Raw genomic sequence first — 12,889 nt, 5'->3', positions numbered from 1 at the left:
GGGATGAGGGGAAATAGCAAAAAAAAATCCGCCACATTGGGCGGATTTTTTATTGGCTCACCGGAGTGATTAGAAGCGGTAACCTACGCCCGCGATCCAGGTGCCAACGTCAACGCTGCGGATACGGCTCTGCTCATAGGAGAAGTCCAGAGCAACGTTTTCGATTGGGTTGAACTGCAGACCCGCACCGTAAGAGAAACCGTAGTCGCTGGTGCTTGCAGTGCGGTTAGCACCTTCGTTTTCGGTCTGCTGGAATTTACCGTAGCCAACACCAACAACACCGTAGATGCTTGCCCAGTCGTTCAGACGGTAAGCAGGACCTGCGGTAATACCGTAGTACTGGCTCTTGTTATAAGCGCTGTCGTCGAAACGGTCTTTTTCAGTGTAAGTAAAGGAACCGATCACACCCAGCGGGCTGTTGTCCTGCTCGTAGCGGTATTTCAGGTTGAAACCGTTAGCTTTGTTCATCACGCCCTGCATATCGCTCTGAGCGTAACCACCGGTAACGGTAGAAGTAGCAGCTACAGCGGTACCTGCGGAAACAGCCAGAACTGCGGCCAGTGCTGAAAGACATGCAATTTTTTTCATAACCACCTCAAATGTGCTTCAAGTAAATCCGTAAGTTTTCAATATATCAAAAATTCTTGTGAAACTCTTTGTGATTCGTGATGTCTAACAAAACCTTTCCTGTAACAGAACATTTCCAGCTTTAGCTATCTCATTCAAATAACATAGAATTTCCACTTCAAAACACCAATAGTGCGCGCCTGTGCTGTTACATTCATCCAGATTATTCCTAATCAGACAGACGATAAATCCACCCGCGCTTAACCATTTTACGGATCTCACACCGTTTTTTTTCAACGGGGCCTCAACCGTTACGGCATATTTCCATTACACTGCAGCTTTTACCCCACTTGACATAAACTGACGGGAGAAAGGATGCCAGGGTCACCCCGCAAGGCTTCAGTATGGTTGCCGGTTGCTGTAATACTCATCGCGATGTTGTCCATTCAAAGCGGCGCATCGCTGGCAAAATCGCTGTTTCCACTGGTCGGTGCACCGGGCGTCACAGCGCTGCGTATCGTATTAGGGACCCTGATTCTGGTGGTCATCTTCAAACCCTGGCGATTGCGCTTCAGAAAAGAGCAGCGTTTACCTCTGCTGTTTTACGGGCTGTCGCTGGGGGCAATGAACTATATGTTCTATCTCTCCATCCAGACCATTCCTCTGGGGATCGCCGTCGCGCTTGAATTTACCGGCCCGCTGGCCGTAGCGCTCTTTTCTTCTCGTCGTCCGGTCGATTTTATCTGGGTTGTGTTAGCCGTTCTGGGGCTATGGTTCCTGTTACCGTTGGGTCAGAATGTCTCACACATTGATCTGAAAGGTGCGGCGCTGGCACTGGGTGCAGGAGCCGGCTGGGCGGTTTATATCCTTTCTGGCCAGCGCGCCGGGGAAGAGCATGGCCCGGCGACCGTCGCACTGGGCTCATTAATTGCTGCCATCGTCTTTGTTCCAATCGGCATGGCGCAGGCTACGGCATCCATCTGGCAATGGTCGGTCATGCCCATCGGGCTTGCTGTCGCCATTCTGTCAACAGCACTTCCCTATTCTCTGGAGATGATTGCCCTCACGCGTCTCCCGACACGCATATTTGGCACACTGATGAGCATGGAGCCTGCACTGGCCGCCATCTCCGGTATGGTTTTCCTCGGAGAAACCCTGACATTCACCCAGACGCTGGCACTCTGCTCCATTATTGCCGCATCTATGGGATCCACGCTCACCCTGAATCGGGAGAGCAAAGTCGAAAAAGTCGATATTAACTGACGCACTCTATTCTGCATGGCTAAATAGCCATGCAGAATAGAAGCCAGAACCGCTCACTGAATTATTTCCTCACATTTTTGACATCACCACGAAATAAAATTGCAGATAACAACACTTACCAACGCAATTATAAAAACCATCTCATAAAATAAAAAATCACCATAAAAACAATGCACTAATAAAAAACAATGTGCTTTACTATTAAAGCGATAGGCAACACCAAAACTGTACTGCATAAATCCGGTGCTATACTCAATCTCGTTAATTCATGGGGCACTAACATCAAGAGGATATGAGATTATGAGTACCGCTAAGCTGGTGAAAACAAAAGCGTCTAATCTGCTTTATACCCGCAACGATGTATCAGATAGCGATAAAAAAGCGACGGTTGAGTTGCTTAATCGTCAGGTGATCCAGTTCATTGACCTGTCGCTGATCACCAAACAGGCCCACTGGAACATGCGTGGTGCAAACTTTATTGCCGTACATGAAATGCTGGATGGCTTCCGTACAGCACTGACCGATCATCTTGACACAATGGCAGAGCGTGCCGTGCAGCTGGGGGGCGTAGCCCTGGGCACTACGCAGGTTATCAACAGTAAAACGCCGCTGAAAAGCTACCCGCTGGAGATCCATACGGTTCAGGATCACCTGAAAGAGCTGGCCGATCGTTATGCGGTTGTCGCCAACGACGTCCGCAAAGCCATTTCTGAAACGAAAGACGAAGACACCGCTGACATTTTCACTGCCGCCTCTCGCGACCTGGACAAATTCCTGTGGTTTATTGAATCTAACATCGCGTAATTCCTGTGCATTTTCTCCCAAACCCTCGCCACCGGTGAGGGTTTTGCACATTTATGGTGCGCATTTTTTTCCTGAGACAGTGCAAAAGTGAAGAAAATGTAATAATCACCTCACACAACCGTTAATGGAAGATTGTTTTTTCGTCAGAATTTGCGCTAAATAGCACCCCGTCAGTTGCGTCAAACGAAGCGCACCAAAATGGTGCTCCATCCTGGTGCAACAGAACATCATTGCCACATTTATTGTGCAATGCATGACACCATCCCCTTTGAAAAACAATGGCTTGTAAAGTTGGCACGATTTTTTCATTGTGCCTGTTGTTCTCGCAGGGGATCGCCCCGTGGATATAAAAGGAAATGCTATGAAGTCTGTATTAAAAGTTTCACTGGCTGCACTTACCCTGGCTTTTGCGGTGTCTTCTCAGGCTGCCGACAAACTGGTTGTAGCGACCGACACGGCGTTCGTTCCGTTTGAATTCAAACAGGGTGATAAATACGTTGGTTTTGATGTGGATCTGTGGGCTGCGGTAGCAAAAGAGCTCAAACTGGATTACACCCTGAAGCCTATGGATTTCAGCGGTATCATCCCGGCACTGCAAACCAAAAACGTTGATGTAGCACTGGCAGGCATCACCATTACTGAAGAACGCAAAAAAGCGATCGACTTCTCCGACGGCTACTACAAAAGCGGCCTGCTGGTGATGGTGAAAGCCGATAATAATGACGTAAAAAGCGTGAAAGACCTCGACGGTAAAGTGGTGGCAGTGAAGAGCGGCACGGGTTCCGTTGATTACGCGAAAGCTAACATCAAAACCAAAGACCTGCGTCAGTTCCCGAACATCGATAACGCCTACATGGAACTGGGCACCAACCGTGCTGACGCTGTTCTGCACGACACCCCTAACATCCTGTACTTCATCAAAACAGCAGGTAACGGCAAGTTCAAAGCGGTAGGTGAATCTCTGGAAGCACAGCAGTACGGTATTGCGTTCCCGAAAGGCAGCGACGATCTGCGTACCAAAGTTAACGGCGCGCTGAAAACCCTGAAAGAGAACGGCACGTACAACGAAATCTACAAAAAATGGTTCGGTACCGAGCCTAAATAATTATTCTTAAAAAAATAATGTTCACTCGGGGGCGACCTTTCGCCCCTGATATTTTTGAAACACGGTAACAGTAACAGGAAACTATCATGCAGTTTGACTGGAGCGCCATCTGGCCTGCCATTCCTATCTTGCTTGAAGGCGCTAAAATGACCCTGTGGATTTCGGTCCTCGGTCTGGTTGGTGGGTTGATTATCGGTCTTGTCGCCGGTTTCGCCCGCACCTACGGCGGCTGGATTGCAAACCACATCGCACTGGTTTTCATCGAAGTGATCCGCGGCACCCCTATTGTCGTCCAGGTCATGTTCATCTATTTCGCCCTGCCAATGGCCTTTACTGACCTGCGCATTGACCCGTTCAGTGCCGCCGTCGTGACTATTATGATCAACTCCGGTGCCTACATCGCGGAAATTACCCGTGGTGCCGTTCTGTCGATTCATAAAGGTTTCAGCGAAGCTGGTCTGGCATTAGGTCTGTCCCGTCGCGAAACGATCCGCCACGTTATTCTGCCACTGGCGCTGCGCCGCATGCTGCCACCGCTGGGTAACCAATGGATCATCAGTATTAAAGATACGTCGCTGTTCATTGTTATCGGCGTTGCTGAACTGACCCGTCAGGGCCAGGAGATTATTGCGGGCAACTTCCGTGCACTGGAAATCTGGAGTGCGGTAGCCGTTGTCTACCTGGTCATCACTCTGGTTCTGAGCTTCGTTCTGCGTCGTCTTGAAAGAAGGATGAAAATCCTGTGATTGAATTTAAAAACGTTTCCAAGCACTTTGGCCCAACCCAGGTGCTGCACAATATCGATTTGAACATCAAACAGGGTGAAGTGGTGGTCATTATCGGGCCATCCGGCTCCGGTAAGTCCACTCTGCTGCGCTGCATCAACAAGCTGGAAGAGATAACCAGCGGCGATCTGATCGTCGATGGTCTGAAGGTGAATGACCCGAAAGTGGATGACCGTCTGATTCGTCAGGAAGCGGGCATGGTGTTCCAGCAGTTCTACCTGTTCCCGCACCTCACGGCGCTGGAAAACGTGATGTTTGGCCCACTGCGCGTGCGCGGTGCCAACAAAGCGGCTGCAGAAGCGCTGGCAAAAGATCTGCTGGCCAAAGTTGGCCTGGCAGAACGTGCGCACCACTACCCTTCAGAGCTGTCCGGTGGTCAACAGCAGCGTGTGGCGATTGCCCGTGCGCTGGCAGTTAAACCGAAAATGATGCTGTTTGATGAGCCAACCTCGGCGCTCGACCCTGAATTGCGCCACGAAGTGCTGAAAGTCATGCAGGATCTGGCAGAGGAAGGAATGACGATGGTTATCGTCACCCACGAAATCGGCTTTGCTGAGAAGGTGGCTTCCCGTCTGATCTTTATTGATAAAGGTCGTATCGCGGAAGACGGTAATCCGCAAGAACTGATTGCAAACCCGCCAAGCCAGCGTTTGCAGGAGTTCCTGCAGCACGTGTCGTAATACGCCAACGTTCGAAAAAGCCGGGTATGCGAATGCAGAGCCCGGCTTTTTTTTCAGAGTGTTCTCTGGCGTATCGTTCACCACACAGCCGCCGTAAACCGGGGGAACAAGCCGGAGAGTGGCGACGCCTTCCCCGGTCTGTGGATTATTTACGACGTTTGTTATCGTCCATAAACGACCAGGCGATAAAGCGGCTCTGTTTCTGGCCTTGCGCCATCTCTTTTTTCACCACTTTCACCGCGCCAGCTTCGCTCAATGCACGGTAGAGTGGCGGCAGGTTATCGCCACGGGACACCAGGGTTGTAAACCATTTAACCTGACGGCCGAACGGTTTACTTTCTGCAATCATGCGCAGAATAAACGCTACTTCACCGCCCTCGCACCACAGCTCCTGCTGCTGGCCACCGAAGTTCAGCGCGGCATCTTCATCCTGACCCAGATTGCGACGCTTACGCTCGCTGCCCGCGCGGGCGGCAGCCGCTGAATCATGGAATGGCGGGTTGCACATTGTGGCATCGTACTGTTCATTCTTGTGAATAATGCCGTTGAAAATGGCATTCGCCTCTTTCTGCCTGCGCAGACGAATGGCCCGGCTTAGCCCCGCATTCGCGTTAACGATCGCCTGCGCGCTGGAAAATGCCTCTGCACCGATTTCACTGCCGGTAAAGCGCCAGTGATATTCATGGACACCGATCAACGGGTAAATCAGGTTCGCCCCGGTACCGATATCCAGCACGGTGGCCTGTTGCGGGATCACGCCGTCATGATCTTCTGCCAGGAGATCGGCAAGATGGTGGATATAATCGGCACGCCCCGGTACGGGCGGGCAGAGAAAGCCTTCCGGAATATCCCAGTGCGTGACACCGTAAAAATGCGCCAGCAGCGCTTTATTCAGCATTTTGACCGCCAGCGGGTCAGCAAAATTGACCGAAGGTTCACCGGCAGGCGTCTGCACAATGAAGTCCTGCAGCGGAGGACAGCTTTGGCACAGCGCCTTCATGTCGTAGCGGCTGCGGTGGCGATTTCGTGGGTGCAATCCCGGCTTTTGGGAAGTCATGGCATTCTCCTTTAAACAGCGGCGTAAGATACCCTTTGCAGACCCAGCGGTAAATATCTCTGTTCAATACGCAAAAACACGCCATAAATCAGCAACCTCTATGTCTATGATCTGTCAATAAATTGACAACTATTTTTGTTCAAAAAATAAGCAGATCATCATCAAATTTTTGCGCTAAATCACACTCTCCAGGCTTCTAAACTTAAGGTGAGTCACCCGTTGTTTCCCCTGAGGATGTGATTATGAAAAAGTATCTGACCCTTGTTGTTATCGCTGGTGCACTTGCAACAGTATCATTCTCCGCCTGGTCAGTTCAGTCTCTGACAAACAGCACGGATACCAGTCAATTGCGACCTGCAGGCTCGGTTTCTGTCAGCAATGCGAGCAACCTTGACGACCTACAGGATAAGCTGGCTGAAAAAGCACGTGAGCAGGGTGCGAAAGGATTTGTGGTGAACTCCGCCGGAGGGGATAACCATATGTATGGTACCGCCACTATCTATAAATAAGCGCCTTCCTGCCATCAGACTGCATCTGCCTGCCAGATGCAGTTTCTCTTTTCTCGCTCCCCGGTTGTATAATTTTTAATCCCATCTGACTTACACAGGAGGATGCAATGGCTTCCGGTTGGGCAAATGACGACGCCGTTAACGAACAAATCAACAGTACAATTGAAGATGCAGTTGCTCGCGCTCGTGGTGAAATACCACACGGCGAAAGTTTATATGAATGTGAGGAATGCGGAGATCCTATCCCGGAGGCTCGCCGTAAAGCCATTCCTGGCGTGCGGTTATGCATTGCCTGCCAACAGGATAAAGATTCAAAAAACTCATCATATGCGGGATATAATCGCAGAGGTTCAAAGGACAGCCAGTTACGTTGACTTTCCTTTACCTAAGTAAACCCTCTGAGTTGTTTCCTTTACGCTCACGATTTTTAGCTGAACACGTAGCAAAATGTGCCCTTCTCCATCGCTCTGTAAAGTGCAGCAACAAGAAGTGTAAATTACCCTCCTGAATTTATTAATATTCAATAAGTTATTTGTCATTCAGTTTTTTTGACCGACCACGTCAATTCTCTTCGATTTTCTCTGGTGAAAAAAAGCGTGATACTCATCACATCGACGGAACACCGTCCCCTAACAGAAACCTGCGAGAGATTAACAATGAAAACCATCAAATATGCTGTTGCTGCTGTTGCCCTGTCTGCTCTTTCTTTTGGCGTATTCGCTGCAGAGCCTGTCTCTTCTGCCCAGGCGCAGAGCATGAATAAAATCGGTGTGGTGAGTGCAGAAGGCGCAACCACGCTGGACGGTCTGGAAGCCAAACTGGCTGAGAAAGCCGCGGCTGCGGGTGCAAGTGGTTACACAATCACTTCCGCAAACAACGGCAACAAGCTGAGCGGTACCGCGGTTATCTATAAATAACCGAACGCATTATGCTCCACCCTCACCGTACCCTCTGGTGAGATGCTCCAACCCTCATTGACCCTGTTTGTTACCCTTGCTTGCCCGTCCGCCACTGGACGGGCTTTTTTTTTGCCTAAAACGCGCGTTCTACACGCTGCATACCAGCCTCGACCGTTTCCACTTCCCCGGTGGCCAACAGGCAGCAAGCCATCTGCAGTTTAATCGAGTGCGGAACGGGAACATGGCCGGCAAGGCATTGCTCAATCCATTGTGCAGTTGAGTGGGGATCTTTTACCTGCGGCAGAATGACGTCAGTATTTTCTTCCCCACGCTCAAGCACAGCGCGAGTGCCCGCAGCATCGATAAGCATCAGTTGCGGACAACGCAGCGGATTGGCGTACACCTCCCCTTCCGTGCCATGCATCAGTAAGGCTCTGCCACCGATATCCTCAAAAAATTTCCCGACGCGGGTCACATACTCAGGGTGTGACACGCTGGAAAGACGCAGCGCGGCATCTTCAGCAAACGGCGTCACCAGTTTCGCCAGCGTGTGCGCACTGTTACGCACGCCCATACGCCAGCGCATATCCAGCTGCTTTTCCAGCGGCGGGCAAAGCGCTTTGATAGGGATATAGACCGGTTGATGTCCATCCAGCTTCGCCTGCGCCTGTCCGGCATGCAGGGTGGGTTCGATACCCAACATGTCAAATATGGTCTCCGTCAGCACGCGGGTTGGATCTTCACTGACGCCATGCACCACCACCGGGAACCCGAGCTTGTGCAACAAAATTGCCAACAGCGGCGTCAGGTTCGCCAGCTTGCGCGCACCGTTATAGGTCGGAATAACGATCGGCATCGGTTTGGCCACAGGCGGCGTTAAGCGCAGGGTTTGTGCCTGCATCGCCTCATAAAAGCCTCGCATTTCAGCCTCACCTTCCCCCTTGATACGCAGCGCAATCAGAATGCCGCCCAGCTCCAGCTCGGGTACATCACCGTTCAGCATGTGGGTATACAGTGCACGTGCAGTTTCATGGTCCAGGTCGCGGGCATGATTTTTTCCGCGCCCTACCTCTTTGATAATTTTGCGGTAATCCACGACATCTCTCCTTACGGCATCATCTTGTTAACAATATAGCCCTGATGAAGACCTGGCCGATAGTATTTTATCAACACACTGAAATGATGAGAAAAAGCCAAACACAAGCAGAATTTAAATTATTTGTGATTTCTACAGAAGATTCTTAGACATGCATTTTTTGATTAAATAACCAGCGGAAAGTCATTGAGCGTCAACGGTGACAACGTCCAGGCAACGTTGTCACCCGACATACACCAGGATTTAATATGAACAAGGTCGCTTTAGGGTTATTTATCGCTGCAACGGTGGGATGTTCTGCATCTGCATTTGCGGCAACAAATGGTGAAGGTCAAATTAACTTTACTGGCGAAATCATTGATTCCGCATGTCAGGTCGTTAATGGGTTAAGTAATCCGCTGAATGTCCAGCTTGGCAAAGTATCTAAAACGGTATTTACCGGCGCAGGCTCCACCAGCACATTAACGAAGTTTGATATCCAGTTAACAAATTGTCCGGAAACGGTGACATCTGCTGCCATTAATTTTGGTGGTACACCAGATGCTAACAATAATTCTACTCTGGCATTATCGCCAGATGTGGATGCGGCAACAGGTGTTGCTATTCAGTTGGTTGATTCAGCAGAGCAGCCAGTGAGTTTATATACACCTTCCCAGCAATATCCGTTAGCGTCAGGTACGACTGTCAATAATCTGGAGTTCGGTGCGCGTTATATTCAGACTCAGGCTGCAGTGACTGCTGGCCCGGCTAACTCTGTTTCAACCTTCACCGTCATTTATAACTGATATTATCAATTCAGAGATATTAGCGCTGTTCAGGGGCTGATATCTCTTATTTTTTGTTGAGAAATATTTATGCGTCACGGTTATTTACTGAGTACTCTTTTACTGGTCGCAGCCACTGCACATGCAGGTGTCATTATCAATGGCACACGGCTGGTTTACCAGGGAGATAAAAAGGAATCATCTCTTGGTCTTTCAAACCCAGATACAACGGATTATCTGGTGCAGTCCTGGGTTGATTCTGGTGGTAAAAACCGGGCCAAAGCCCCCTTTCTGATTACTCCGCCTCTGTTTCGTCTGGATGCAAAAGAAGATAATGTTTTGCGCGTTGTGCGTACAGGTGGGAATTTACCGGAAGATCGCGAGTCGCTGTACTGGTTAAATATCAAAGCCATTCCCTCTTCAAAACATGTTGAAGGGATGAATACCCTGCAAATCGCCATCAACACCCGCATTAAATTGTTGTATCGCCCCTCCTCGATTCAGGGTAAGCCGGAAGATGTGGCAGATAAACTGGAATGGCATCGCGAAGGCAATGATCTGGTGGTCAATAACCCAACGCCTTTTTATATGAACTTCCAGAGCGTCACGCTGAATGGACAAAAAGTAAAAAAAGCAACCTGGGCCGTCCCGAAGACAGAAACACATTTTCCCCTTCCAGCGAATATGGGTGGGAATACCGTCGCATGGTCAATTATTACCGATTACGGCAGCATCAGCCACACCTGGTCTACATCACTCCATTAATCACTCTGTAAGCCGGTAATGTTAAATAATCATGTATAGCAATAACAAGCCTTGCACTTGCCAGATATTCTCATTGCTGCTCCTGTTGTGGGTGCTGGCAATGGCTATCTTTGCATCGCAAGTCCAGGCTGATGATTATTTTAACCCGGCATTACTGGATATTGACAATCCTCAACAGACCAGGACCGATCTGTCTGTTTATGAGAAAGGCCCGGGACAAGCACCAGGGAAATATCAGGTTTCGGTCTTTATCAATAATAATAAAATTGACACGCGCAATGTCACATTTAGATTACGAAAGGACAGTAGCGGAAATAATTCACTCCAGCCTTGCTTTACTTCGGATGAGTTAAAAAGTCTCGGAATTAAAATCAAAAAGTACCCCCGGTTAATGGCCAAAGGCCAGTGCGCAGACTTAAACGCGATCCCAGGGGCGTCCGCCACCTTTCATGTTCGTAACCAGCAGTTACTGCTCAGCATTCCACAAATCGCACTGGGTAAAGTTCCACGCGGCTATATTGACCCAAAAGAGTTCGATGAAGGGATCACTGCCGGCCTGCTCAATTACAGTGCGACAGCAAGCCAAAGCCATGCGCGTCAGCAGGGTGAGGAAGATACCAGCAGCCAGTATGTGAATCTCCGGCCTGGCCTTAACATTGGCGCATGGCGGCTGAGAAATTACTCGACATGGAACCGCAGTACCACGGGTAAAGAAGAAGAGCAAAAGTTCTCGTCCGTTTATACCTACGCCCAGCGCGATATTGTGGCGATGAAAAGCAGTTTGACGGTCGGGCAAAGCTCTTCTCCGGCTGACGTTTTTGACAGCGTACCCTACACCGGCGTACAGCTTAATTCCGACAGCGACATGCTCCCGGACAGCGAGAAAGGCTACGCGCCGATTATTCGCGGTACCGCACACAGTAATGCGCTGGTGATGGTGCGTCAGAACGGTTACATCATTTATCAAAATACCGTGGCTCCCGGGGCATTTGAAATTAACGATCTCTACCCAACCGGCAGCAGCGGCGACCTTCAGGTGACGGTGAAAGAAACCGACGGTAGCGAAAGCCATTTCGTGGTGCCCTACGCCTCCGTACCGGTGCTGCAACGTGAACATAACCTGCGCTATAGCGTCACTGCCGGTCGTTATCGCTCGTACGACAGCGACGTAGAGAAAACTCCGTTCGCCCAGGGCAGCGCTATCTATGGTTTACCCTACGGTTTTACGGCCTATGGCGGCGTGCAGCAGAGCAGCCATTACCAGTCACAGGCCATCGGTGCCGGTAAAAACATGGGCGATCTTGGCGCTTTTTCTATCGACGTTACGCGTGCAAAAGCCTTGCTGAAAAAGCAGCAGGCCAGTAAAGGTCAGTCCTGGCGCGTACGTTACAGCAAAGATTTCGCAGGGTCTGGCACCAACTTCTCTCTGGCGGGCTATCGCTATAACAGCAAAGGTTTCTATACCCTGGAAGACACGATGGAGTCGTACACCCGCTCAGACGACTGGTCTGCCCCCCAGCAGCGTCGCGCGCGCACAGAGGCCACCATCGACCAGACGCTTGGTGAAGGCTGGGGATCGGTGACGCTAAGCCTGGTCAAAGAGACCTACTGGAGCCAGAGCCAGGACATGACCTCCATGAGCGTCAGCTACAACAACAGCTGGCACGGCGTGAGCTACAGCCTGAGCTACAGCATGAACAAGAATACTAACGACAGCGATGAAGATGGGGAGTCCGTCACCAACGACAACCAGCTTTCCCTGAGTGTCTCCGTACCGCTGGATCACTGGATGCACAACACCTGGGCGACGTACAACCTGAACAACACCAAAGAGGGTACCACGCAGAACATTGGCCTGAATGGCACGGCCCTGCAGGAAGACAATCTTAACTGGAATATTCAGGAAGGGCTGAGCACAACCGGCAGCGGTAGCTCCACCAGCATGAATGCCGACTATAAGGCCACCTATGGCGAAGTGAGTGGTGGCATCAGTCAGGATAAATATCAGCGTACCGTCAACATGGGTCTGCAGGGTGGCGTTGTGGCACATGCCAACGGTATCACGCTAAGCCAGCCGCTTGGGGAAACCATCGCCCTGGTGAAAGCACCCGGTACACATGGCACCCATATCACCAACCAGACGGGCGTCGAGACCGATTTCCGTGGCTATACCGTCGTGCCATTTGTCACAGCCTATCGTCATAACACCATTGCGCTGGATACCGAAACGCTACCAGACGATGCCGACGTGACCCACGCCGCGCAGATTGTTACCCCAACACGCGGTGCTGTGGTGCGGGCCAGCTTCAATACTCGCGTGGGGCGTCGGGTACTGATGACGTTGACGCAAAACGGTAAACCGCTGCCCTTTGGCGCAACGGTCACCACCGACGATAAGGACAGCGAGTTTATTGTTGGCAACGACGGCCAGACTTACCTCTCCGGTTTACCTCAGCACGGAAAACTCTCCGTTAACTGGGGACAAGGTGCCAGCGAGCATTGCGTCGCTGAATACGCGCTAACGGATGAGAAAGATAAAACCAGCATCATTAATGCTGCCGCGCAGTGTCAGTGATCCACCGTTCAGGCTAAATA

General features: G+C 50.6%; 14 protein-coding genes. 11 read left to right on the top strand and 3 right to left on the bottom strand.

Features of this window, described 5'->3' with window-relative positions; genetic code table 11:
* Positions 1-69: 69 nt before the first annotated feature.
* The gene (gene ompX, locus HV318_RS20865; RefSeq protein WP_182274227.1) at positions 70-588 is read right to left on the bottom strand and encodes an outer membrane protein OmpX; all 519 of its coding nucleotides are present in this window, start codon (positions 586-588) and stop codon (positions 70-72) included.
* Between the two features lie 354 nt (positions 589-942).
* Between ompX and rhtA the strand changes: the two genes are divergently transcribed.
* The 5 genes from rhtA to glnQ all read left to right on the top strand — a co-directional run bounded on the left by rhtA (position 943) and on the right by glnQ (position 5,204).
* The gene (rhtA, locus tag HV318_RS20860) at positions 943-1,830 is read left to right on the top strand and encodes a threonine/homoserine exporter RhtA (protein WP_182274226.1); all 888 of its coding nucleotides are present in this window, start codon (positions 943-945) and stop codon (positions 1,828-1,830) included.
* Between the two features lie 300 nt (positions 1,831-2,130).
* Positions 2,131-2,634: a DNA starvation/stationary phase protection protein Dps gene (gene dps / locus HV318_RS20855; protein ID WP_182274225.1), complete on the top strand. Its 504-nt coding sequence runs from the start codon at positions 2,131-2,133 to the stop codon at positions 2,632-2,634.
* Positions 2,635-2,995: 361 nt separating this feature from the next.
* Entirely contained in the window at positions 2,996-3,739 is a 744-nt protein-coding gene (gene glnH / locus HV318_RS20850; RefSeq protein WP_182274224.1) for a glutamine ABC transporter substrate-binding protein GlnH, read from the top strand.
* An 86-nt stretch (positions 3,740-3,825) separates the two neighbouring features.
* Entirely contained in the window at positions 3,826-4,485 is a 660-nt protein-coding gene (gene glnP / locus HV318_RS20845) for a glutamine ABC transporter permease GlnP (protein WP_182274223.1), read from the top strand.
* Positions 4,482-5,204 (top strand): glutamine ABC transporter ATP-binding protein GlnQ, encoded by a 723-nt coding sequence (glnQ, locus tag HV318_RS20840; protein WP_014069454.1) that lies wholly within the window; start codon positions 4,482-4,484, stop codon positions 5,202-5,204. Before glnP ends, glnQ begins: the two co-directional genes overlap by 4 nt.
* A gap of 145 nt (positions 5,205-5,349) precedes the next feature.
* On the opposite strand, the gene rlmF is transcribed toward glnQ, so the two are convergent.
* A complete protein-coding gene (rlmF, locus tag HV318_RS20835; protein ID WP_182274222.1) occupies positions 5,350-6,261 on the bottom strand; it encodes a 23S rRNA (adenine(1618)-N(6))-methyltransferase RlmF in 912 nt (303 codons plus the stop codon).
* 242 nt (positions 6,262-6,503) lie between these two features.
* On the opposite strand from rlmF, the gene mcbA reads away from it, so the two are divergent.
* From mcbA to ybiJ, 3 genes are all read left to right on the top strand, one after another.
* The gene (gene mcbA / locus HV318_RS20830; protein ID WP_182274221.1) at positions 6,504-6,770 is read left to right on the top strand and encodes a DUF1471 family periplasmic protein McbA; all 267 of its coding nucleotides are present in this window, start codon (positions 6,504-6,506) and stop codon (positions 6,768-6,770) included.
* Between the two features lie 107 nt (positions 6,771-6,877).
* Positions 6,878-7,144, top strand: coding sequence for a DksA/TraR family C4-type zinc finger protein (locus HV318_RS20825; protein WP_182274220.1), 267 nt, complete (start codon positions 6,878-6,880; stop codon positions 7,142-7,144).
* 282 nt (positions 7,145-7,426) lie between these two features.
* Complete coding sequence (gene ybiJ, locus HV318_RS20820) at positions 7,427-7,687, top strand: DUF1471 family protein YbiJ (protein WP_182274219.1); 261 nt, start codon at positions 7,427-7,429, stop codon at positions 7,685-7,687.
* Between the two features lie 115 nt (positions 7,688-7,802).
* On the opposite strand, the gene ybiB is transcribed toward ybiJ, so the two are convergent.
* Positions 7,803-8,765, bottom strand: coding sequence for a DNA-binding protein YbiB (gene ybiB, locus HV318_RS20815; protein WP_182274218.1), 963 nt, complete (start codon positions 8,763-8,765; stop codon positions 7,803-7,805).
* A 248-nt stretch (positions 8,766-9,013) separates the two neighbouring features.
* Here ybiB and HV318_RS20810 point away from each other — a divergent pair, with 248 nt between their 5' ends.
* The 3 genes from HV318_RS20810 (at position 9,014) to HV318_RS20800 (ending at position 12,869) form a co-directional block, all read left to right on the top strand.
* Positions 9,014-9,550, top strand: a complete 537-nt coding sequence (locus HV318_RS20810; protein ID WP_182274217.1) for a fimbrial protein — start codon at positions 9,014-9,016, stop codon at positions 9,548-9,550.
* A gap of 69 nt (positions 9,551-9,619) precedes the next feature.
* The gene (locus HV318_RS20805) at positions 9,620-10,294 is read left to right on the top strand and encodes a fimbrial biogenesis chaperone (RefSeq protein WP_182274216.1); all 675 of its coding nucleotides are present in this window, start codon (positions 9,620-9,622) and stop codon (positions 10,292-10,294) included.
* Positions 10,295-10,325: 31 nt separating this feature from the next.
* Complete coding sequence (locus HV318_RS20800; protein WP_182274215.1) at positions 10,326-12,869, top strand: fimbria/pilus outer membrane usher protein; 2,544 nt, start codon at positions 10,326-10,328, stop codon at positions 12,867-12,869.
* Positions 12,870-12,889: the final 20 nt, after the last annotated feature.

Source organism: Enterobacter sp. RHBSTW-00901 (assembly GCF_014103115.1).
Lineage (GTDB): Bacteria > Pseudomonadota > Gammaproteobacteria > Enterobacterales > Enterobacteriaceae > Enterobacter > Enterobacter cloacae_P.
This window is presented reverse-complemented; position numbering and strand designations above follow the sequence as displayed.